The 23,213-nt window shown below is 47.8% G+C and carries 23 protein-coding genes; 11 read left to right on the top strand and 12 right to left on the bottom strand.

What is annotated here, in order from left to right:
• Positions 1 to 351 precede the first annotated feature (351 nt).
• Positions 352 to 2,508, bottom strand: coding sequence for a S46 family peptidase (locus DN599_RS08125; protein ID WP_110457120.1), 2,157 nt, complete (start codon positions 2,506 to 2,508; stop codon positions 352 to 354).
• A 249-nt stretch (positions 2,509 to 2,757) separates the two neighbouring features.
• Positions 2,758 to 3,948: an aromatic amino acid transport family protein gene (locus DN599_RS08120; protein WP_162599195.1), complete on the bottom strand. Its 1,191-nt coding sequence runs from the start codon at positions 3,946 to 3,948 to the stop codon at positions 2,758 to 2,760.
• Between the two features lie 675 nt (positions 3,949 to 4,623).
• Between DN599_RS08120 and DN599_RS08110 the strand changes: the two genes are divergently transcribed.
• Entirely contained in the window at positions 4,624 to 5,178 is a 555-nt protein-coding gene (locus DN599_RS08110; protein WP_110457117.1) for a TMEM165/GDT1 family protein, read from the top strand.
• 136 nt (positions 5,179 to 5,314) lie between these two features.
• Here the strand turns inward: DN599_RS08110 and DN599_RS08105 are convergent, their stop codons facing one another.
• The 6 genes from DN599_RS08105 to DN599_RS08080 form a co-directional block, all read right to left on the bottom strand.
• Positions 5,315 to 5,566 (bottom strand): YgjV family protein, encoded by a 252-nt coding sequence (locus tag DN599_RS08105; RefSeq protein WP_110457116.1) that lies wholly within the window; start codon positions 5,564 to 5,566, stop codon positions 5,315 to 5,317.
• A 224-nt stretch (positions 5,567 to 5,790) separates the two neighbouring features.
• A complete protein-coding gene (locus DN599_RS08100) occupies positions 5,791 to 6,228 on the bottom strand; it encodes a PaaI family thioesterase (RefSeq protein WP_110457115.1) in 438 nt (145 codons plus the stop codon).
• A 232-nt stretch (positions 6,229 to 6,460) separates the two neighbouring features.
• Positions 6,461 to 7,171 (bottom strand): purine-nucleoside phosphorylase, encoded by a 711-nt coding sequence (deoD, locus tag DN599_RS08095; protein ID WP_110457114.1) that lies wholly within the window; start codon positions 7,169 to 7,171, stop codon positions 6,461 to 6,463.
• Positions 7,172 to 7,225: 54 nt separating this feature from the next.
• On the bottom strand, positions 7,226 to 8,452 hold the full coding sequence (locus tag DN599_RS08090) for a NupC/NupG family nucleoside CNT transporter (RefSeq protein WP_110457113.1): 1,227 nt from the start codon (positions 8,450 to 8,452) through the stop codon (positions 7,226 to 7,228).
• A 428-nt stretch (positions 8,453 to 8,880) separates the two neighbouring features.
• Positions 8,881 to 9,543, bottom strand: a complete 663-nt coding sequence (locus DN599_RS08085) for a helix-turn-helix transcriptional regulator (protein WP_110457112.1) — start codon at positions 9,541 to 9,543, stop codon at positions 8,881 to 8,883.
• Positions 9,544 to 9,880: 337 nt separating this feature from the next.
• A complete protein-coding gene (locus tag DN599_RS08080) occupies positions 9,881 to 10,489 on the bottom strand; it encodes a DUF2238 domain-containing protein (protein WP_110457111.1) in 609 nt (202 codons plus the stop codon).
• A gap of 165 nt (positions 10,490 to 10,654) precedes the next feature.
• Here DN599_RS08080 and serA point away from each other — a divergent pair, with 165 nt between their 5' ends.
• From serA to DN599_RS08060, 4 genes are all read left to right on the top strand, one after another.
• Complete coding sequence (gene serA / locus DN599_RS08075; protein WP_110457110.1) at positions 10,655 to 11,884, top strand: phosphoglycerate dehydrogenase; 1,230 nt, start codon at positions 10,655 to 10,657, stop codon at positions 11,882 to 11,884.
• A gap of 152 nt (positions 11,885 to 12,036) precedes the next feature.
• Positions 12,037 to 13,005 (top strand): tRNA-modifying protein YgfZ, encoded by a 969-nt coding sequence (ygfZ, locus tag DN599_RS08070; protein ID WP_110457109.1) that lies wholly within the window; start codon positions 12,037 to 12,039, stop codon positions 13,003 to 13,005.
• Between the two features lie 338 nt (positions 13,006 to 13,343).
• Positions 13,344 to 13,535, top strand: a complete 192-nt coding sequence (locus DN599_RS08065; RefSeq protein WP_110457108.1) for a hypothetical protein — start codon at positions 13,344 to 13,346, stop codon at positions 13,533 to 13,535.
• 243 nt (positions 13,536 to 13,778) lie between these two features.
• Positions 13,779 to 14,489, top strand: coding sequence for a sulfite exporter TauE/SafE family protein (locus tag DN599_RS08060; RefSeq protein ID WP_110457107.1), 711 nt, complete (start codon positions 13,779 to 13,781; stop codon positions 14,487 to 14,489).
• A 57-nt stretch (positions 14,490 to 14,546) separates the two neighbouring features.
• On the opposite strand, the gene DN599_RS08055 is transcribed toward DN599_RS08060, so the two are convergent.
• Positions 14,547 to 14,996 (bottom strand): hypothetical protein, encoded by a 450-nt coding sequence (locus tag DN599_RS08055; RefSeq protein ID WP_239473266.1) that lies wholly within the window; start codon positions 14,994 to 14,996, stop codon positions 14,547 to 14,549.
• 172 nt (positions 14,997 to 15,168) lie between these two features.
• Between DN599_RS08055 and DN599_RS08050 the strand changes: the two genes are divergently transcribed.
• The gene (locus DN599_RS08050) at positions 15,169 to 15,420 is read left to right on the top strand and encodes a DUF2999 family protein (protein ID WP_110457514.1); all 252 of its coding nucleotides are present in this window, start codon (positions 15,169 to 15,171) and stop codon (positions 15,418 to 15,420) included.
• 94 nt (positions 15,421 to 15,514) lie between these two features.
• Here DN599_RS08050 and DN599_RS08045 read toward each other — a convergent pair whose 3' ends face one another.
• The gene (locus DN599_RS08045; protein ID WP_110457106.1) at positions 15,515 to 16,234 is read right to left on the bottom strand and encodes a DJ-1/PfpI family protein; all 720 of its coding nucleotides are present in this window, start codon (positions 16,232 to 16,234) and stop codon (positions 15,515 to 15,517) included.
• 355 nt (positions 16,235 to 16,589) lie between these two features.
• On the opposite strand from DN599_RS08045, the gene DN599_RS08040 reads away from it, so the two are divergent.
• The 5 genes from DN599_RS08040 to DN599_RS08020 all read left to right on the top strand — a co-directional run bounded on the left by DN599_RS08040 (position 16,590) and on the right by DN599_RS08020 (position 19,358).
• Complete coding sequence (locus DN599_RS08040) at positions 16,590 to 17,114, top strand: TetR/AcrR family transcriptional regulator (protein WP_204165111.1); 525 nt, start codon at positions 16,590 to 16,592, stop codon at positions 17,112 to 17,114.
• A 247-nt stretch (positions 17,115 to 17,361) separates the two neighbouring features.
• Entirely contained in the window at positions 17,362 to 17,730 is a 369-nt protein-coding gene (locus tag DN599_RS08035; RefSeq protein ID WP_110457104.1) for an ArsR/SmtB family transcription factor, read from the top strand.
• Positions 17,727 to 17,975 carry a thioredoxin family protein gene (locus DN599_RS08030; protein ID WP_110457103.1) on the top strand — a complete coding sequence of 83 codons (249 nt, stop codon included), beginning with the start codon at positions 17,727 to 17,729 and terminating at the stop codon, positions 17,973 to 17,975. The genes DN599_RS08035 and DN599_RS08030 overlap by 4 nt, the downstream gene beginning before the upstream one ends.
• Positions 17,976 to 18,019: 44 nt before the next feature.
• Positions 18,020 to 19,027, top strand: a complete 1,008-nt coding sequence (locus DN599_RS08025) for a permease (protein WP_110457102.1) — start codon at positions 18,020 to 18,022, stop codon at positions 19,025 to 19,027.
• A gap of 121 nt (positions 19,028 to 19,148) precedes the next feature.
• Positions 19,149 to 19,358, top strand: a complete 210-nt coding sequence (locus DN599_RS08020) for a DUF2999 family protein (RefSeq protein WP_239473265.1) — start codon at positions 19,149 to 19,151, stop codon at positions 19,356 to 19,358.
• 146 nt (positions 19,359 to 19,504) lie between these two features.
• On the opposite strand, the gene DN599_RS08015 is transcribed toward DN599_RS08020, so the two are convergent.
• Positions 19,505 to 21,532, bottom strand: coding sequence for a S9 family peptidase (locus DN599_RS08015; RefSeq protein ID WP_110457100.1), 2,028 nt, complete (start codon positions 21,530 to 21,532; stop codon positions 19,505 to 19,507).
• Between the two features lie 317 nt (positions 21,533 to 21,849).
• Positions 21,850 to 23,193: an NADP-specific glutamate dehydrogenase gene (gene gdhA / locus DN599_RS08010; RefSeq protein WP_110457099.1), complete on the bottom strand. Its 1,344-nt coding sequence runs from the start codon at positions 23,191 to 23,193 to the stop codon at positions 21,850 to 21,852.
• Positions 23,194 to 23,213: the final 20 nt, after the last annotated feature.

The following is a 23,213-nucleotide window of genomic DNA, read 5'->3' as shown; positions in this document are numbered from 1 at the left end:
AAGAGTAATTAATCCCAAGTGCAAGATAGTAATCTAGACAAAATAGCAGCACAACGAGATGTAACAACGAGCAACGCAAAATGATACTTTTGTTTTACAAGCGCAATCAAAAAGTAACGATTTCAAAGCAAAAATAGTGTTTGTCAAAAATATTTTTGCTCCTCGTTAGGCTTGCCTGCCTTTACTTTATCAACCCTATTGCCTGTTACATACGTTGCTAAAAGGCGGTTTTACAACGGCCCCATTACCCCTTATCGACATCAACTCGGCAAAAAAAGGGGCTTAAGTGATGACTTAAGCCCCTTTTTCGGTGGCATAGCGTATTAACCGCGCAGGGTTAATCGCCGATGATTAATGCACAATTTCCATCTCTTCCAGCAGGTTATCGGCATTATCTAAGTACTTCATGACCCACAGCATATAACGGCTATCGACTTGGATAGAACGGTTGGTGTCAGGATCATAGCCCCAGTCACCAATGATGCTCTCATACACACCGTCAAACAGCAGGCCCACAAGCTCGGCGCGGCCATTTAAGGTTGGCGAGCCAGAGTTACCGCCAGTGGTGTCTAAGGTCGACAGGAAGTTAACCGGCACCGAGTCGATAGACTTCATATAGAAATCACCATACTGCTTTTGCTTAATCAGCTCTAACTGCTTCTTAGGGGCGTCAAATGGCGACACGCCAGTGTCCTTAGCTAAGATCCCTTCGAGGCGAGTAAAAGGCACCGCCTGTAAACCATCTTGTGGTGAATAGCCCTTCACATGGCCCACGGTAACACGCAAGCTTGAGTTGGCATCGGCGTAAACTGGCTTACCTAACTGCTTGTTATAAGCGATGATGGCGTCCATATATTGCGGGCGCACCTTCATAAGCTTACCAGCCAGTTGCTTCGATTTTTGCTCTTCAGCCATGTCGGTGTCATACATAGCCACTGCAAACTGAATAAAGGGATCCTTGGAGGCCTTAAAGTCGCTTACCGATTTGTCCATCCAGGCCAGACGCGTGGCTTGATCGTCCAGTTGTGTGTTGGCGTACATCTTGTCTAACGTCTTGCTGAGCTTGGCGGCATCAAAGTTTTTATCGATACCAAAAGCTTTATCGAGTGCGGCAATATGCTCACTCTCTGGCAACGCGGCGTAACGTTTAAGCAGGTCAAAGACCACGGCTTTATCGACACTGGCAGCGTAACGTCTGTCGATACGCTCCATGCCTGACTTAAAGCGGGTCATATCACGCTCTTGGTAACCTGGCTCACGAGCCATATCGTCAAGTTGCTTCTCATTGGCTAGGCGATAGAGTTGGCGCGCGGTGGGCAACATAGTGGTGTAACCTAAGTAACCCAAGATGATGTTACGCGCTTGGTGCTCTTGGCTTTGGGCGATCAGGCTGTCTAGCTCGGCAAGGGTCTTACCATATTTGGCCTGACGGTCGCTATCTTGTGCAATCCACTTCCCGAGTTCGGCCTCACCAGCTTGGCGATCGGCCAGCATGGTCGACTTACCGTAGAACTCGATCATTGAGGTGAAGTTTTTCGCGTAGTTGGCCAATCCAGCGATCAGGCTTTCATACTTGATGCGCTCATCGCTGCCCTCTGGCGCCGTCTCTTTGATGATCTCGATAAAGCGCTCGCGCAGCATTTTGCCTTCAGGGTATGCCCATTCAAACTGATTTTGGACTTCGTTGGCGGTGCGGTAGCGATTGGTGCGCCCCGGATAACCTGCCACCATCACAAAATCACCGTCACTGACGCCTTTGGCCGACACTTTCAAGAAGCTCTTTGGCTCGTAAGGCACGTTGTCTTGGCTAAAGTCGGCAGGCTTGCCATCTTTAGCCACATAACCACGGTAGAAAGAGAAATCCCCCGTGTGACGTGGCCACATCCAGTTGTCGATATCGCCGCCATACTTACCCACGCTTGCCGCTGGGTTATAGACTAAGCGTACATCGCGGATCTCCAGTTGCTTAACCAGATAATATTCCAACCCGCCATGAAAACTGTATACCTGACAGCGATAGCCCCCTTCGGCCTCACACTCGGCCACTAAGGCTTTTTCTTTGGCTTCAATGCCTTGATAGAAGGCGTTACCCTCTTTATCCGCCAAGCCCGCTTTAACCTTGTCAGTCACATCGGTCACTGCTTCGGTAACATAGATGCGTGAGCCGGGTGTCGCTGGTAACTCATCGGCAAAGGTTTTGGCCAAAAAGCCATCTTCGAGAAGGTTGTTCTCAGGAGTAGAGTTGTACTGAATCGAGCCATAGGCACAGTGATGGTTCGTCACCACCAGCCCTTTAGGAGAGACAAATGACGCCGTACAACCACCAAGGCTTATCACGGCATTCATAGGGAATTCGGTCAATTTAGAGATTGATTTGGCATCAATTTCAAGCCCTTTGGCTTTGAGCTCGTCCGCCATCGCGGGCAGTTGATGCGGCTGCCACATGCCCTCATCGGCTTGTGCGCCAAAGGCAGCGGCAAAGGCCACTGTCATTAATAGTTTTTTCATTTTTTAAGTCCATTTTATCGTTATAGATATCGAGCGATTCAATTGTTGAGCAATACCCAGACAATAAAAAAGTCGGGCAATTACTCGACTTTATCACAAATGGTTAGTATACAAATAGCTTAGAAAATGACTAAAAAAGTAACGAGGTGTGTCGCTAAATATGTCGTATAACACCCTTAAAAAATAATCCACTTAGGCGGCATCTTAGTCTCATTTACCCTGAATAAGTCATGCCGCCTTAAGATGATGCTACATGGTCACCCATAATTGCGAGGCAATGATCATCACCCCTAGCGCGCCCGCCACATATAGGGCTGGCGTACCGCCCATCACTTGGTAACCTCCCAGTGCCAACTTACGCTGACGCATGGCCATCAAGATAGGTAAAATAATGATCATCATCACCAGTGGTATCGCCGCAAAGCCTAGTACTTTGACAAAGCCGTCGGGATAGAAGATCGCACACAACAAAGGCGGAATAAAAGTTAATAACCAAGTCTGTAAGCGGCCACTCGCATTGCTTTTGGCCCGAGTTAACTCGGCAATAAAATCAAACAGGCTCATGGTGACTCCAAGAAACGAGGTGATCAGCGCCAAGTCGGCAAAGAAGGCGATACTTTGGCTGACAATCGATGATTGCGCCAAGGCTTGCAGCGCATTGATCAGCTGAGGTAACGAGCCATCAAACCCACTAATTCTGTCGCCACCTACGGTACCTAAGGTAACCGTCAGCCAAAATATATAACAGGCCAATGGAATGGTTGAGCCAATCAACAGTACCTTACGCAATTTAACACTATCGCCGTCAAGGTAACCCACTAGGCTGGCAATACAGACGTGGAAACCAAACGAGGTAAATACCACTGGCACCGCCGCCATCAAGTAACCAGAAAAACTGCCCTGCTCGACGCCTTCAATAACCGCTGTCGCCGCCATGCTCGACAACGAGACATCGGGCAACAAAAACAACACCACCAGCACTAATAACAGCACCATGGCAGAAAAAAGTACCCGTGAGATCTTATCGATCCAGGCGATCCCCACCGCAATTAGCCCGCCAAAAAACAGAGTAAACAACATAATCGCTGAATGTGAGTCGAGCTGTACGCCAAACAAACCATCGAGTTTAGAGACTAATAAAGAGGAGCCACCGAGCAAATAGACCATGGTTAATGCGTAAAGCAGGCTTAAAAATGAGCCCCCTTGAATAAGCTGACCAAATTTGCCTAAGGTTTTACCTGTGATGGCATGCACATTGTCACCCACCCCAGAACGAAGATTAATTTCTAACATCAACAGCGCTGTATAAGCCGATACGCCCCAAATCACCACTAACAAGATAATAGCAGCAACACTACCTAATGCCGCCGTCGCCAGAGGTAAAGCCAACATTCCCCCACCGATTGCCGTCCCTGCAACAATGGCTATAGAGCCAAGCATTTTTGAATTCACAAGATTTTCCTGTTTTTAATTTTTATAAGAGTTGGAAGGTCAGATTTGAACGACAATTGAAAGAGGATTTTTAGCAACATGTAGCACCCACTGTAAGCCTCCCCATCGTCTAGTGCATCTGCACCTTACTACGATATGGTTGGGCCCCAACAACTTAGCTAACATGATCATTTTTACCAATATCTATTTAACTAAGCCGCTGAGGCGGTATAAATCGGTAAAAATATCGATAGGCTTTTTTCATCACTACCTTTACAATTTTAATATGACTGCTAGCGACCTTATCAGAGCCGAACGCAGCGCACAAGCCAACTTCAGCAACAAAAGCAAGTTTATACACCCCGGCAATATCCACTAAACAAGCGTAATACAGCACCATTACAACTATACAGCTTTTTGCAAAAAAAACGGCCCGCCTGACTTGCCTAATAAACCTAGATCCGTATAATCTGCCGCCACTGCTTTAGGGGAGTAGCTAACGTGGCTTAATATAATGAGTCATGGGTGAGTATCAACATACTTGGCCTTATGCCATGGTGCTCACAGTAATAGGCATAGCCAACATCGGCTTGCGTATTACCCGGCAAGACCTAAGCACGGTTACCGCTCAAATTTAGGGGGCGGCGGACTGTGCTTGGATTTTTTGCCCCCTAAGGAACCCTCATGGAAGCTCTACTTGCGTCAACCTTCACCGTGGCAATTGCCGAAATTGGTGATAAAACTCAACTGCTAGCATTAATCCTAGCCGCCCGCTTTAGAAATAAAACCGCCATCATTTTAGGCATCTTACTCGCGACCCTTGCCAATCACTTTGCTGCTGCGTGGCTGGGCCAATGGGCCATCAACTGGATCAGCCCAGATCTTGCGCGCTATATTGTCGCAGGCTCCTTTTTTGCCATTGCGCTGTGGGTATTAGTGCCAGATAAGGTCGACGCCGAAGAGAGCCGCTTCTATAAGATGGGGCCCTTTATTGCCACCTTTGTGCTGTTTTTCTTAGCCGAAATGGGCGATAAGACTCAGATAGCCACCATAGTACTGTCGGCTAAATATGACGCCCTCGCCTTGGTGGTTGTCGGCACCACACTCGGGATGATGCTAGCCAATGTGCCAGTGGTGATTGCCGGCCACTTTAGCGCCGACAAGCTGCCTATGGTCTGGATCCATCGTGGCTGCGCCGCACTCTTTGCCCTACTAGGATTTGCCACACTGCTATTTTAAGTGGTGAGTCAGCAAAGTAATAAAAACAGCCAGTGACATATGCCACTGGCTTTTAACTGAGTAGGCTCTATCCGCCTAGCGCAGGCTTAAACAAAGTACTGCACATCCATACGGGCGGTTAAGATAATGAGTTCAATCACTGAGTATTTGGGGTAACGCTTGGTGGCTTACGGTAGAGCTTAACCAAATAATAAGCGTCAATCAGCACAATAAAGAAGTTCACTAAGGCGACAGGATAAGCTTCAATCGCCACACCGTAGGCGACAAACAAGGCGGCGCCAATTAAATTCCACCAGCGCAGCTTTTTAATATTCGCCATCATCAATGAAATGGCGACCACCACAGAGGCTAAGTAACCGACCCATTCCCATATCGTTGCATTATCCATACACGCTCCATCGAGGTAACAGTGAATATCCTTATTATGGACAGCATAAGCGTAAAGCGACAGCAAGGTGGCAGACTGAGTTGTGGTGTATCCCAATGTTGACTTAGGCTTAGCCTTCTTTGGTGCTGCCCGTGATACCAGCACAGTTATACCTGCAATTAGGCGAGCGGGTTTGATATCCCAGAACACGCCTAACGTTACCGAGCACAAATTAAGCCCTAAAGTTAACGCTTAACGATCGCCGCCGTCATACGTGAAATACAGCAGAGTTCACCGGCACTGTTATGAATCAGGATTTCCCACACCGAACTGCGTTTACCCAAGTGCACAGGCTTAGTGGTGGCGGTAAGTACGCCGTTACGAGACGCCTTAAGATGGTTGGCGTTGATCTCTTGCCCGACGCAGTAATACTGCTCAAAATCGACCGCAAAGTTTGCCGCATAACTGGCGACAGTTTCGGCTAAGGCAACATTAGCCCCGCCATGCACTATCCCCAATGGGTTATGAATTGCGGGGGTCGCAGCCATGGTGGCTGTCATGTAGTCATCGCCTATCTCTGTAATGCTAATGCCCATGGTCTGCATCAAGGTGCCTTTGCCATGCAAGCCGGCATCTAATTTGGCGCAATCTTCTAGGGTAATGGGTCTAAACCAAATGCTCATCTGATATTCCATTTCAATGATAATAAGCGCTAGTCTACTGCGTCATTGCTAAAGTTTAAACCGCTAACCGAGCGGCATATCATGTAAAAACTGCGGTTATCTCAAATACTTTGGCCTATTAAGTAATGAACACCAACGGCAAGCCAGTAATCTCTGGGCACAAAAAAAGGCCTTGTCATAAGGCCTTTTTATGTTTAATAAGCTCAAGTGCTTAGCTGATGACAGTCGCGGCTTAGTCTAAGTGACTAACCGCTTCTAGTGTCAACTTAATCATCTCATTAAGGGTTTCTTGACGCTCTTCAGCAGTCAGGTGCAACCCTTGGCGAATATGGTCGGTCACTGTCATCATCGCCAGCGCTTTAGCACCATATTCAGTTGCGACTCCGTATAGACCAGCCGCTTCCATCTCGACACCTAAGATGCCATATTTTTCCATCAAGTCGTAACGCGACTCGTCGCTGCTATAAAACAGATCCGACGAATATAAGTTACCGACATGATAGTTAGCCTCTTGTTTTTTCGCGGCATCGACGGCAAGGCTCAACAAGTTAAAATCGGCAATCATGGCAAAATCTGTATTGGCAAAACGGCTACGATTGACTGCTGAGTCTGTGCTAGCGCCCATCGCGATAACCACATCCATCAGCTTAATCTTGTCACTGATCGCGCCACAAGAGCCGATGCGAATGATGTTTTCGACGCCATATTCGGTGATCAACTCTTTGGCATAGATAGACATAGAAGGAATGCCCATGCCAGATCCCATCACTGAAATTGGTTTACCTTGATACTCACCGGTATAACCCAACATGTTGCGCACGTCAGTCACAAGCTTAGGGTTTTCGAGAAAGTTCTCGGCAATGTATTTAGCACGTAGCGGGTCACCTGGCATTAACACTGTTTTCGCAAATGCACCTGTTGGCGCGTTAATATGTGGGGTCATTTGTCTCTCCAATCAATAAATGGCCTGTCGCGCAGCGACAAGCACCCTGAATCATTAGCCCGCTAGGCTGTATAGTAGACCGGCAATGGTACCACTCATCAAGTTAGCTAATGCCGCGGCGATAAGCGCCTTCATGCCCATGGCGCTAATGTCGTGACGACGCTCAGGGCATAAGGCTGCCAAGCCACCAATCACCATAGCTAGCGAGCCAATGTTAGCAAAGCCACATAGGGCGAAGCTGATAATAATTTGGGTTTTAACCGATAAGTCGTCGGCCACTTTAAGGAAGTCGATATAGGCAACAAACTCATTGATCACCATTTTTTGGCCAATAAATGATGCCGCTTGGGTCGCCTCGCTCCAAGGCACCCCCATGATCCAAGCTAAAGGCGATAACAAATAACCCAAGATGGCTTGCATGGTGAGGTCGCCATAACCAAACCAGCTCCCCATGCCACCAATCAAGCCATTAAGTAGCGCAATTAACCCGACGAAGGCCATTAATAAGGCAGCCACGTTGAGTACCTGTTGCATCCCCATTGCTGCGCCACTGGCTGCAGCATCGAGTACGTTTGCAGGCTTATCTTCCTGCTCGTCCATCACTTTTTTGATGTCGTTGATCGGCGTTTCTGTTTCTGGCCACATCAACTTGGCAAACAATAGGCCAGCGGGTGCGGTCATAAAGGCAGCGGTCAGTACATATTTAACATCGACCCCCATCTGGATATAACCAATCATGGTGCCGCCAGCAACCGAAGCTAGGCCACCTGTCATCACAGCAAACAACTCAGAGCGAGTCATGTGCTTCACAAATGGGCGCACCATCGAAGGCGCTTCAATGGGGCCAACAAAAATATTCGCGGTGGCCGATAGTGATTCGGCGCGGCTGCTCCCCAATAACTTAGACAGGGCACCACCGATTAGGCCAATCACCAACTGCATCACACCTAAGTAGTACAGCACGGCAATCAGCGAACTGATAAACACCACAATACACAGCACATTGATAAAGAAGATAAAGCCCACGCTGAATTTGGCCAAATCACCAAACACAAAGGTTAAGCCTTCATTACCATAGTTAATCACATGCATTACGCCGTTTGAGGCGCTATCGAGCATGCTTTGACCTATAGGGGCATACATCACAAACGCGCCAAATGCGACTTGGAACGCCAGCGCGCCTAAGACGGTGCGCGGGTTAATGGAACTGCGACGCTCCGAAAATAATACCGCTAAGCCCATTAAGGCAAGCATACCTAATAAACTGATGAAAACTTCCATACATTTTTAACCACTAATTTTATTATGTGGTAGCAGTGTATCGAGCTATATCAGCCTGACAAGCATCCGACATCATAGAAAAAAACATTATTGGAGATAGGCGAGACAGGTAACCAAAAGTCAGGTAAAAAGCGACTTTTAAACACCAAACTTAAAACAAGGTGAAAACCAAAATAACCAAAAGCAAACCTTAATAAAACAAATGAAACCGAAGAATAAACAATCACACCATTAATATCGCTTTCTAGCGACAAGCAAAAACCGTCTATAAAAGACAAAATAACGATCGATATACTTCACTTTGGTAAATTAATTACGCGATTTTAGCGTTTTCAGACCATACTCGCGGTAATAGAGTTGTGAATAGCGGCATAAAGAGTGAGCAACAACCACTCACCATGCATATAAAGAAAGCTCCTTGCCGTTAGTCAACAACACTCAAAATAGGCGGCGTTCGCCTGTGACCAACGCAGTAGTTCGACACGGTTGCGCGACTGGGTCTTACGAAAAATCGACGAGATATGTGCTTTCACCGTGTGTTCACTGATAAACAGGTGGGCGGCGATCTCTTTATTGCGAGCACCACTGGAGACCAATTTGATGATCGTGCGTTCACGACCCGTTAGCTTTTGCAGTGCACTAACCGTTTCTTGATCTAAAGATTGCGAACTTTGTTGGGGGGTGATAAAGCGACGCAGCACTTTCGATAATAAAGTTCTGTCGTACCAAAGTTCATCGCGAAGCATTTCATGTAGACCTATGAGTTGCAGATCTTGTCGATCATCGCTAAACAATAATCCTTGTACACCTTGCAATAATGCCACTTCGGCGTCGATAGCATGGCGATCGACCAGATATAATGCCAGCGGCACATAAGGCAGTAAGTGAGGCACAATCAGCGGCATACCATCCTTATCGACAGCGGCGCCTTGTTGAGCAATAAAATAGAAACTATTGCGTTGCGGATCGGGCTCAAGCTCATCGACCTGATGTACAATCCGTACCCTTAATCCGAGAGACTGCGCCCATAATCCTAGCTCACACGGACTCGATACTTGATGTAAAAATACCAGCTCGTCAATTTTGTCCATCAAATCCTCCTTGATTTAGATTTCGCCAACTCGATTGATATCGAGTAAACATTCCTGAGTAATTACAACATCTCCATCACCCTAGGCAGTCACACGGGTAACGTATTCATAGGTTCAAGAAAATTAAGCAAAAAAATAAAATACCAACAAACTAAAATCAAAGCAAAGGCAATCAATACAAATCAGTAGCTTCGCCGCACCAAAGGCATAAAAAACCTTAGTAGCCGACAAAATAAGATGCGCTTAAATGAGATAGGCTAAACCACCACGGCTGAGGCCAACACCCGAGCTCAGTCGTGGTGGTTTAGTTAATCGTTCACCTGAAATATCAAACAGCTTAGCGAGTGGGGGTAAACTGTTGCAGCAGACGATTATGCCAAGGTGATAACAGCAGCACACTGACAATTGCCCCCAGCAACGCCATCGCCATATCCGACTGGGTATCCCACACATACCCTTGGGTGCCCAAAAACGCCTCGGCATTTTCACCAGTCAAGACCGCCACCCACCATTCGATAAGCTCATAAAATGCCGATAAGGCTAAGGCAAAACAGCAGACTAAAAAGCCACACCAAGCCCCGGGCTTTAATACTTCATTACGCAGCAGCACTTCTCTGGCCAACAATGCTGGAATAAAGCCTTGGGCTAAATGGCCGACTTTGTCATAATTATTGCGATCACTGCCCATCACCTCGGCGACCCAATCAAACAACGGAACTTGGGCATAAGTGTAATGGCCCCCCACCATTAAAATAACCGCATGGATCAGAATCAAACCGTAAGCTAATGATGTTAATGGGAAGCGCTTACGCGTAAAATACAATACGGGCAGCGCGATTAGTGCTGGCAGCACTTCCAAAAACCATGTAAAGGTATCTTTTGGCTCAATCGCCGACCAGATGAAGACAGCGAAAAAAATGATGAGCCAGATAATACTTTTATTCAAAATTGGAACTCCTTAGATGATATTGTTTTAATATCAAAATAATGACTTTAGCCATCTAGCCCTCCACACTGACTCAGAATAGTGTTATTTTGAGAGGGCTTTAGCTGTCAACAACCAAATAATGACCAATATATAGCAACAACCGATAAAGAGGGTACCCAAATCATGGCGAAACACTCGCTAGACAAGGATAAAATTAAGATCCTGCTGTTGGAAGGCGTCCATCAATCTGCGGTAGATGTGTTCAAACGCGCCGGCTACAGCAACATTGAATACCATAAGGCATCACTAGGAGAAGAGGAGCTATTGGCCTCGATTAAAGATGCTCATTTCGTTGGTATTCGCTCCCGTACCCAACTGACTGAAACCGTACTTAAGCACGCTGATAAATTAGTCAGCATTGGTTGCTTCTGTATTGGGACCAATCAGGTTGATCTCGCCACGGCCGAAAAACTGGGGATCCCGGTTTTTAACGCGCCTTTTTCTAACACGCGCAGCGTCGCAGAGTTGGTATTGGGTGAGATCATCATGCTATTGCGTGGTATCCCACAGCGTAATGCTATCGCCCACCGTGGCGGTTGGCTCAAAAGCGCTGCTGGCAGCTATGAAGCCCGCGGTAAAACTTTAGGCGTTATCGGCTACGGCCACATTGGTACTCAGCTGGGCATTTTGGCAGAGACCTTAGGTATGCGCGTCGTGTTCTTCGACATCGAAGATAAATTGCCACTGGGTAATGCGCAGCAAATCCACTCGCTTGAGCAGCTATTGGCCCTAGCCGATGTGGTGAGCTTGCATGTACCAGAAACCCCACAAACCAAAGATATGATCGCCGAAGCAGAGCTTGCTTGTATGCGCCAAGGCAGCATATTGATCAACGCTTCGCGCGGTACGGTTGTCGATATTGATGCCCTAGCTCAAGCAATTCGTAGCGAGCGCCTTGCTGGGGCGGCTATCGACGTGTTCCCGGTTGAACCTAAATCGAATGATGATGAGTTTATCAGCCCACTGCGCGGTTTAGACAATGTGTTGCTAACCCCACACGTTGGCGGTAGCACCCAAGAAGCGCAAGAGAATATCGGTATCGAAGTGGCTGGGAAACTGGCCAAGTACTCTGATAACGGTTCAACCATGACTGCAGTTAACTTCCCTGAAGTGTCGCTGGCCCAGCACAAAGATGCATCGCGTCTGTTGCACATTCACCATAACCGTCCCGGTATCTTGATCAAGATTAACCAAGCGTTTGCAGAAAAAGGCATCAACATCGCCGCCCAGTACCTGCAAACCACGGCTGAAATTGGTTATGTGGTAATGGAAGTGAATTCAGATCAAGCCGACGAAGCACTCGAAGAGATGAAGGCGATTGAAGGCACCATCAGAACACGCTTACTGTACTGATAGCCTTGAGTTATGCACTTAAATGAATAAAGCCCTATGATCAACATCATGGGGCTTTATTGTTTGCTGTAAGTTTCGCTTAACCACCTTTGCGCCAACGATGATTAACGGTACAATCGTGACTCTTATTCGTTTATTTCTTGGACTATCTCATGACAGTGTCAACTTCTCAGCCAACCTGGCCTTTAAACGGACAATCCCCAGAGCTGTTCTTTTCGCATCTTACCCACCTAGGCTTAATTGCCGTTACGGGTGAGCAAGGCCGCAGCTTTATCCACGGCCAAGTCACCACAGATATTAGCTCGCTGGGCACTGAACAATGGCGCTGGGGAGCTCACTGCGACCCAAAAGGTAAGATGCTGGCCAGCTTCAGAACCTTCAGCATGGGTGACGCTTTGATCATGATGATGCCTCGCGATACCTTGGCGATGGATCTGCCACAACTGCAAAAATATGCGGTATTTAGCAAGGCGGAGCTGAGTGATGCTAGTGCAGACTGGTTACTGCTTGGCGTGAGCGGCGAGCAAGCCACTGACTGGTTAAGCCAGCAATTTGGCGCGTTAAATAGCGAACTGACCCCTATCGATAATGGCGTGATTTTACATGATGCTGGCCGTCATATTATCGTGCTAAAGCAGAGCGCAGCCGACACATTAATAAGCCAGTTGCCACAAGCCGTGTATGATGCCAGTGCATGGCAAGCGCTCGAAATCGCCGCAGGTTACCCCAACCTTGGCGCCGCACATCAAGGGCAATTTGTGCCGCAAATGTGTAATCTGCAGGCCATCGACGGCATCAGCTTTAATAAAGGCTGCTACATGGGGCAAGAAACCATTGCCCGTATGAAGTACCGTGGCGGTAATAAGCGCGCCTTATATATTGTCAGTGGCACGGTATCTAGCCCATTAACGGCCGACAGCCAACTTGAAATCGCCCTTGAGGATGCGCTTTATCGCCGCGCCGGCACCATTATCGAGTGGGTGCAACGCGGCCAAGAGGTGCTAATGACGGCGGTCTTGGCTAACGATACCCAACTCGATGCCACATTACGTATCGCAGGCGATAAAGCCTCACAACTGACCTTGCAAGCCCTCCCCTATTCACTGGAAGAAGCCGAATAGGCTCGATTGTTAGGCGATTAGCTTGGCCGACTCACAGGGTATCTACACCCCAAAAGGTGCATTCAGCGCCTTTTGAGGTACCGGTTAACCTTAATGCCCGCAGCTAAATCTTGCTGGTTTCCACTCATCGCAGGCTCGTTTACATGACCCATAAAACATCACAACTTGTATCAACCTCTGGATGATAAGACCCTACATAAGTGTTAGCTCAATCACATTCAGTGAAAAAAGTTAGGCGATAATTAAGTTCCTTTACTACAATCCGCGCCTACTATGACAGTGATAGTACACTTGGCGACTCACTCTCATTTAGCTGCAGTGAGTGGAGTCTGTGTATCATGCCCATTAGTGTTATTAAGGCCATTGCCGCAACCCTCACCTTGTGGGCAGCATCAGTATCTGCCGATACGCCACTATCATTAGCCACCTTGAATATGCCACCGCTTGAATACCAAGAAAACGGTGTGGTTAAAGGGATCTCTACCGACATAGTTAACACAGTCTTTGCCCGCATGGGCATATCCCCATAGATGAGCTTGGCGCCAGAGATAATGGCATCAATCTAGGCGCGGCTTTAACCCTGTCATAAAACACGCCTTGGCAAACAAGTAAATCAATTGACGCTAGAGTAAAAAATCCGTTGTGAAAGCTTAATTCAATGGCACTATAGATGTTCATGGCATATCAAAAAGCGCGAAACCATCACAGTCAATGTGGTGACTTACGCCTTCACAATACTCGCCAGCAGTATGTCACCTCATCAAGGAGCAAACGTGTTAACAGATCCGTTATTTTGGCTCGTTGCGATACCCGCCGTATTAATGACCGGCATCTCAAAGTCGGGGTTTGCCGGCGGCGTGGGCGGACTGACGGTGCCCTTAATGGCTTTGGTTGTCAGCCCCCTAGCCGCCACGGCGGTGATGCTGCCACTGTTAATTTATATGGATATTTTGAGCGTTCGTTCATGGTGGGGTAAACACAATGCCCGCCAACTGTCCATTTTACTGCCTGCGGCCATTGTCGGCATTGCAATAGGGTATCTGCTGTTTGATCATCTAAACGAGCAATACCTGCGCGGCATTTTAGGGGCAATATCGCTGGGATTTGGGACGTATGGCTTGCTGCTGAGCGGCCGTTTTGAGCATAAACCGTCCGGCTTTACCAGTTTTGTCGCCCACGCTGGCGGGCCACCGTTAAATGCCTATCTGCTGCCGCAGCGTTTAGTAAAAAGCCAATACCTCGCCACTGCGGTGATGTTTTTCGCCGTGGTCAATGGGGTCAAATTAATCCCTTATAGCCTGCTTGGGCAGATCAACGTCGCCAATTTATGGGGGACAATGCTACTAGCCCCTGTTGCCTGGTTGGGGGTGAGATTGGGATTACGCCTGCAAGACAAGGTCAGTGAAAGCCTATTTAAACAGATCATTTTAGCCCTGATGGTATTGATCGGTATTCGCCTGCTGTGGAGCGCCTTATTGGGTTAACTCCAGTGATCACAGCGCCAGACAAGTTAACGCCCCTGTACACAGTGGCGCAGAGGGCTAATCACCCAGCAGCTCCCGTAGTTGCTGTTCGGCAAGTTCGACGGCGCTTAATGGTTTATCTTGAGGTTTACGTTCAGATGTATGCGCTGGGCTATATTCTGAGATAGCGTCTGGCTGAGTGGCTACAGGCTCATCATTAAACAAGGCGGCCAGTTGTGCCTGCGCCCGCGCTTTGGCGTTATCACTATCACTCTGGGCTGTACTTTGCTCTGCGTCGCTGGCCGTTATCGGCTTAAAATAATCGCAAAAATTGGCCCGCTCGCGATCCGATATCCACTCGGCGCGCACTTCATTGCAGTCGCCCCGGCCCGCATCGCCAAAGGACACACACATCTTACACACGTGCTGATCGGCATGACACGCCAAACACTCTTCACGCCGCGACATAGGTAAAATCACCGCCGTTAACGGCTGCTTGCATCGCCAACAGATAAATTGCTCAGACATGGTTGCACCTTACTCATGCTTCAGATTGAAAACATCGCCCACTGCCAGCATAGAATCGACGCCGCAGCATTGCAACCTAAGCCTTGGGTTCATTCGCCCTATTCTACTCAGCCTGCCGATGTGTGATAAAATTAGCGCCTATTTATTTTTACACTTACACAAAGGCATCAAGATGAACCCAATTATTGCCATTTTAAAAGAACACAATGTTAGTGACGAAAAGATCAATGAGCTGTTTCAGACCTTGACCGAAAACCCACTCATGGCGATGGGCACCATTGGTCAGCTAGGCATCGCTCCCGAAAAGCTCCAACAGCTGATGGCGATGGTGATGCAAAATCCGGCCTTGATAAAGGAAGCGGTTACAGAGCTTGGCCTAGATTTTTCAAAAGTGGAAGCCGCCAAGGCGCAACTACAAAAATAGTTGTTCCTCATATTATTGGTTGCGGAGTCGTTATGCGACTCCACGCCAGAACCTGAACACGTTCAAGTAGAACTCACTGAGATTAACCTTCTATTTATTCCCCAGCCACAGGCACGAACAACTCGTTGGCAATATGGTGAACCATATCTTGAACCTGCTGTTTCAATTGCGGTTCTGCTAATTTGTGATTACCGGTGTTAAATGGTGGCTGAGGATCATATTCCAGCAGCAACTCTAAGATCTGAGCCTGCTGTTCTCCCGCTAATTCGGCTATCAAGGTTAAAGCAAAGTCTAGTCCTGCAGTGATCCCGCCGCCGCTGATCCGATTACGATCTTTAACGATACGCTGATCGACATAACTCACCTTCTTATAACGCTTAAGCGACTCAGCATAAGCCCAGTGTACCGTCGATTTGTAGCCATCTAACAAACCCGTTTCCGCGAGAATAAGCGCGCCAGTGCAAACCGATGTCACGTATTTGGCCTGTGAACCTGCAGCGCGCAGAAATCCGATCACTTGTTCATCCTCTATCTGCCCGATCGGATTCGCTCCACCTGGCACGATTAACACGTCGAGCGCAGGACAGTCTGCGAAACTGTAATTGGGCAGTAACGCGACATTAGCATCGCAGGGCAATGGCTCTGCAGACTTTGCAAAGGTAAACGCGTTGAACAACTGACTAACGGCCAACAACTGCAATGGTCCGTATGCATCTAACATCGTCATCCCTGGAAAAAGGAAGATACCGATATTGAGCTTTTCAGGGTCTAAATTAGCGAGAGGATGAGAGGTTTGCTCTTTTGATTTTGCCATCGTACTTACTCCTAGAAGGCTGAAACTGGAAGCCGCTATCAAACTGCTTTTAACAAAACTCCGACGATTCATTGATGAGTTCATGGTATTTTCCAATGATGATTGTTGATGCACTCATATTGGCGACCTCCTTAGTCATAAAACAGGAACAAGATTGCAGATAAGTACCAGATGGAACAATTTAAGCAAAACGTTCCACTCAACCGATTATCCTCTCGCTATTGGTTGCCTAAGTTACAAGCCGCCTTATACTGGGGCCTTCCACTTTCCGATGCTATGGCGTCGATATTTGAACCCAACTATGCCTGAACTCACCAAAACCAACCGCTGTCGCAAGCGCATACAGCAGGCCTTTATGGAACTACTAAAAGATAAAGACTATTGTGATATAACCGTGGTGGAATTGCTCGAAAAGGCAGATGTTGGGAAAACCACCTTTTATCGTCATTATGAGCGTAAACTCGATGTGTTTTTGGCAATACACGATTCACTCTTCGAATCATTTTTTCAGGATTTAACCACTCTAGAAGATTGGTTGAGCTTGCGTCCTCGCTCATCGGTTATTGCTATGTTGAATAGAATTAGTGTGCAGAGTAGCTTTCGTCGTTCTATGTCTTATAAGCTAGGTAACGATGCACCACAGGCTCATCGTCAATTAAAATATAATTTAACCACATTGATCGAACAGAGGCTGGCCGTGGCATTTGAGACAGATAATTTCATTATCCCCTTACCCTGTTTGGCCAGCTCCCTCGCGGCCGTATACCTAGATTTTATCAGTCAGCTTTTCTCTGATCAGCTCTCCTATTCGGTAGAGGATAAAGCTGCCTCGTTGCAGCGCTTAACTCAAGCACTCCTGCGTGCAGCAATAGAGAGGTAAAGTCCTATACCACAAGTCGATACCGCTGTGCATTAACGCCAACGCTCAACTAACTCCCATCCCCACCTACAAAAATTACCATTAACTTTACAACGTCGGCCCCACAAACTCGGCATAAAGTGTTTGGTTCATCACGATAATGACCAAACATCTTGTGCAATACTTTTTCAGGCGAAATACATTTGGCTATTATGCCAAATAACAAAATGATAATTACCCTAAAGCAGCACTCAGCTTGGAGATTGCCATGACCGACCAAGAACAGCTTAGGCTCAATGCCCGTGCAGCGGTTCTCAAGGCATTAGCACATCCGACTCGACTATGGCTACTGGAACAAATACAGCAGCAAGAACGATGTGTCTGCGATCTCACAGGTGGTATTAACGCCGATATATCAACCGTCTCAAAACACCTATCGGTCTTAAAGCAGGTGGGGATCGTCAATAGTCGCCGCGATGGAAAACAGATCTATTACCGGCTCGAAACCCCCTGCCTATTAAAGATGATTGACTGCATCGAGACCGTTCTGGAAAAAAATGCTCAGGCACAAGCCTCACTACTTCGACCTTGCTCCACACAAAATCCCCTAAACACACCTAAAAAGGTAACGACATGAAAATTGAAATATTAGGAAGTGGCTGTAAAAAATGTACCAATTTGGCTGCAGATGTAGAACAAGTCGCTAAACACTTATCGGTAGATATTGAACTTGAAAAGGTGACCGATATGGCAACGATTTTAGATTATGGCGTAATGTCCACGCCCGCCATCGTGATTAACGGTGTCGTTGTTTCTTCTGGAACTGTGCCGGCTCATGCCGAAATCGAAAAACTATTAACCCAAGCTAGTATTGCCAATTAATTAATGAACTAACTGGTTTTTTCATCCTTTAGCGAGGTCGACCAATGTTAATTTGGTTTTCTGTATTTGCCGATTGGCTCGTCTACGATACCTTTGGTTTATCCAACCAAACCCAAGTTGGACAAGCACTGCATTTCTTTGTTGAAGACACCAGCAAGATTTTCGCTCTGCTTATCGTAATGATTTATGCCATCGGCTGGTTACGCGCCTCGCTGAATGTGGAACGGGTAAGAGATTATCTATCGGGTAAACCTAAGGTGGTCGGTTATGGATTGGGCGCTGGGTTTGGTGCCATAACCCCCTTTTGCTCCTGCTCAAGTATTCCCGTTTTTTTAGGTTTTACTTCTGCGGGGATCCCCATAGGGATCACCATGGCATTCTTACTCACTTCGCCACTGATTAATGAAGTCGCTATCCTATTACTGTTTAGCCTATTAGGTTTAAAGATCACCCTATTATATGCCTTAACGGGGATCGTTATCGGCATGCTCGGCGGCGCACTACTCGATCTGTTAAAAGCGGAGCGCTGGCTGCAACCATTGGCGGCGAAAGCTTATGCCAGAGGACAGCAAGCCGCCTCCGCAAACACCCCCAATGAAACATCAACAACCGCGCCCGCTAGCAACGTAAGTTGGCAGCAGCGACATCAGTTTGCTAAATCGGAAACCAGTGAAATTTTTGGTCGGGTATGGAAATGGGTCATTATCGGTGTGGGTATTGGTGCTGCGTTGCATGGATTTGTGCCTGCCGGTTGGTTACAAGCCAATCTAGGTGACGGTCAATGGTGGTCTGTCCCCCTTGCGGTATTAATGGGTATTCCTCTCTATGCCAATGCTACTGGCGTCATCCCAGTATTAGAGAGTTTACTGTTGCAAGGCGTGCCATTAGGTACCACATTAGCCTTCTGCATGAGTACCGTGGCCGCGAGCTTTCCAGAATTTGTGATGTTAAAACAGGTGATGCAGTGGCGCTTGCTCGCCCTATTATTTGTCCTCCTACTGGTATCATTCACCATTATGGGCTGGGTATTTAATCTGGTTTCGTTAGCCTGAAGGTAGATTTGGATTGGGTCTGATTAAATTGATTTAGCTAAACCATATTGAGATACGTTATAAAAGCAGAGCGTTAACCACAAATAATAGATGGCTTAGGTTAAATCACCTCAGCCTGTTAGTGACAAAAAGATCAAAGCTGTTTCAGACCTTGACCGAAAACCCACTCATGGCGATGGGCACCATTGGTCAGCTAGGCACCGCCCCCGAAAAGCTCCAACAGCTGATGGCGATGGTGATGCAAAATCCGGCCTTGATCAAAGAAGCCGTGGACGAGCTAGGGCTCGACTTCGCTAAAGTCGAAGCGGCCAAAGCTCAGCTACAACAATAAGCCATTATCGGTTGCGCTTAACACTCAGCTTAAGCGCCAGCGATGATGACACAAAAAAGGCTGCCAATTTAGGCAGCCTTTTTAAGCTGTGTCAGTGAAACCTCACAGACACTAGCGCTTAGCTCTGTGATATCACTTAAGCCATATTACTTTGCACCAGGCTCGGCAAAGCGAGTCATCCAATCTTGTACTTGGTTATACCAATAGATGGAGTTATTGGGTTTCATGATCCAGTGATTCTCGTCAGGGAAATAGATCATCCGCGACTCCACGCCGCGGGTCTGCAGCGTTCTAAACAACTCAAAACCTTGCCCCACTGGTACGCGGTAATCGAGCTGACCGTGGATAACCAAGGTGGGGGTATTAAAGTTAGCTGCGCCATAATGAGGTGAAATCGCCTTGTATATCTCTGGGTTATCCCAGTAATTACCGAAACGAGGACTATGCACCGCAAAATCTGCCGCCAATTGCGAATACATGTTGTACACCGCGGCGTGGATTAACAAGGCCTTAAACGGATGCTCTTGTCCCAAAATAATCGAGGTTAAATAACCACCATAACTGGCGCCACCCGCCACTAACCGCTCACTATCTATCCACGGCTGCTGTTTAAACCATTCGGTCGCCTTGAGCACATCTTCGAGTGATTTATTTTTCCAATCGGGATTAATACTGTCGGCAAAGTCTTGCCCAAAGCTGTTAGAGCCGTGGAAATTAGGCCACGCAGTAACATAGCCCCAAGAGGCAAAGGTTTGCGCATTCCAGCGGTAATGGAAACCATCAGAAATTGCATTGTGTGGACCACCATGAATTAACATCATCAGCGGATACTTCTTGCTACGGTCAAACCCAGCGGGATAATGCACCCACATTTGAATGTCTTGGTTATCATAGCCTTTATAAGTCACTGACTCATAGGTGCCCATATCCACATCGGCTAAGATGTCATCATTGAAATGGTCCAGTCGGGTGCGGTTACCGTTTTTAGGGTTAATGCTGACCAACTGCGCCGGATACAGGAAGCTGTCGTTGGCCGCAACTAAGGTGCCATCATTGGCAATTGCCGGTTGGCTAAAGTTGGTGGCATCGGTAATGGCGTTAACTTTGCCATTGCTGGCATTAATGTAAAAAATACGCCGCGTCGCCGCATCATCGATGGCGGCATAAAATCCTTTGCTGTTTGGCGTCCAGACAAAGCGCGTCACCGAGCGATCCCAGTTATCGGCTAACACCTTCTCACTGCGCCGCTTGAGATCCAACAAGGTAAGTTTGGCAGTATCGGCATAAAAACCATTAATAGACTGACGAGTAAACGCGAGCGTTTTGCCGTCAGGGCTGAAGCTAGGGTTGGTATCGGGCGCTTGATTGGCCGAGGTGATATTTTCAACCTTACCACTGCCAATTTTCGCAAGGAAAATATCGGTTTTAGGATCAACTTGGTTGTCCCAGCCATTGGCGTTAAAGGCTATCCAAGTTTCGCTAGGGTCAATATCGTAACTTGCCGCACTTTGTGATGAACGCGGAAGCTGTTTATTTAACGGCAGAGTCACAGCCTCGACGCTGCCCCCCTTAGCCGCAATCCGAAATACATGTGCCTCACGGTCTTCATCAATCCAATGGTCGAAGCTGGAATAGGGCAGCGCATTCCATTGCCGTGCAGAGACTTTATTATCTTTATCTACGGTGAGCTGCTCTGCTATCTCTTGCCAATTTTTAGCGGGAAAAATAGAACTGATAAAGTAGAGGTGTTTGCCGACCCATTTCAGGCCTTTTACCCCACTGGGCACATCGGTTAAACGCTGGGCTTCACCCGGGCCATCGAGTGGTAACAGATACACTTGGCCCACTTCATCCTTGTCACGCTGGCTAATAAAGGCCAATGTACGGCTGTCTGGCGAAAATACCGGCTCACTCACACGCAGTCCTTTAGCCGTAAGGGCGCGCTGACTTTTACCGTCTTGATTAAATAACCACAACTGAGTTGAGCCTTTATCCTCAGGCACATCGTACTGGGTGACGGGCGCAATAATGTATTGACCATCTGGCGAAATCGTCGGGTTACCTATGCGGCTCAGTTGCCACAACACATCGACCGACAGCGGTTTGCTTGGCTCAGCAAACGCACTCGCCACCGGCATCAAGACGCACAGCAGCAACATGGTGATTTTTTTCACGCATTATCTCCTTCAATTTATTTTAATTTTATTGCTAACGAACACTAACAAGATATCAAAGTTCATAGGTTTTTAGCATCATTCTTATCACCTCGCATCATCGGGGTTAACACTTAAACCAAGCTTAAACGGATAAAATAGGGAGTGAGAAAATGAGGGGGCTGGTGCGCCCCCTAGCAGAGTTGTTAAGGCCTGTTGTTAAGCAGCTAGGCAACCAAATTGCTTATCGGGCCACGCTCACCTGCCAGCAAGTAACGCGAGCCATCTAACGGTTGTTTTAACTCCAATCGCTCAGTGGCGACACAATTGACCATGCCTTAACACACGCCTTGCGCCTTCATCGCATCGGCCACTTTGACAAAGCCTGCAACGTTAGCCCCTAACTCATAATTAATATGCTCACCTTCACGGCCATATTGCTGACAGGTATCGTGAATCGAATACATAATGTCACAGAGACGCATATCCACCTTTTCACGAGTCCAACTTAAGCGCAGTGCATTTTGGCTCATCTCAAGGCCCGAGGCCGCAACACCACCGGCATTAGCGGCCTTCCCTGGGGCAAAGAGCACCTTGGCTTTATGCAGCAAGGCGATAGCTTCTGCCGTACTTGGCATGTTGGCACCTTCGGCAACCAGTTGCACTCCATTGTCGATCAACAGGGCCGCGTGCTCTGCATTTAACTCATTTTGTGTCGCACAAGGCAGTGCTATTTCGGTGGCAAACTGCCATGGCGTGGCGTCGGTAACATACTCCAGCCCCATTTCGTAGGCGTAATCTGCAACGCGGCCGCGGCGCTGATTTTTAATCTCCATCAGCTTAGCGAGTTTTTCAGGGGTAAACCCATCGGGATCGAATACCACTCCACCAGAATCGGACGCCGTAATGACTTTTGCGCCCATCTCCATCGCCTTCTCTATGGCGTACTGCGCCACGTTACCCGAGCCAGACACCGTCACGGTTTTGCCCTCGAGTGTGCCTCCGTTGACCCTGAGCATGGCCTCGACAAAATACAACAGACCGTAACCCGTCGCCTCAGGACGAATAAGGCTGCCCCCAAACGACAGTCCCTTGCCCGTAAACACACACTCGGCGCTATTGGTTAACTTTTTCATCATGCCGCTCATATAACCCACTTCACGAGCACCGACGCCCATATCTCCGGCAGGCACATCTGTGTCTGCGCCCACATGACGATGCAACTCGAACATGAGCGCCTGACAGAAACGCATGACTTCGGCTTCGCTCTTGTCTTTAGGATCAAAATCACTGCCCCCTTTACCACCGCCCATAGGCAGTGTGGTGAGGGCATTTTTTAAGGTTTGTTCGAAAGCCAAAAACTTAAGGACCGATGGGTTAACTGACGGATGAAAACGCATCCCCCCCTTAAAGGGCCCAATAGCCGAGCTATGCTGCACTCGGTATGCGCGGTTCACCTGCACCTTGCCTTGGTCATCGACCCATGAAACACGAAACTGAATTAATCGCTCAGGCTCCACAAGACGCTCTAAAATTCCGCTATCTAAATATTCAGGATGCGCTGCTACAAAAGGCCAAATTGAGGTTAAGACTTCGGTTACAGCCTGCAAGAATTCAGGTTGATTAGGGTTACGCGCGGCAACGGTGGAAAGAAAACATTCGAGAGTCATGTCAGCGCTCATTGTGGTACTCCAGGGTATAC

Origin of the sequence: Shewanella algidipiscicola, assembly GCF_900380485.1 — a bacterium.
Classification (GTDB): domain Bacteria; phylum Pseudomonadota; class Gammaproteobacteria; order Enterobacterales; family Shewanellaceae; genus Shewanella; species Shewanella algidipiscicola.
Note: the sequence above shows the minus strand (reverse complement) of the source record. Positions and strands in the feature narration are given on the sequence as shown.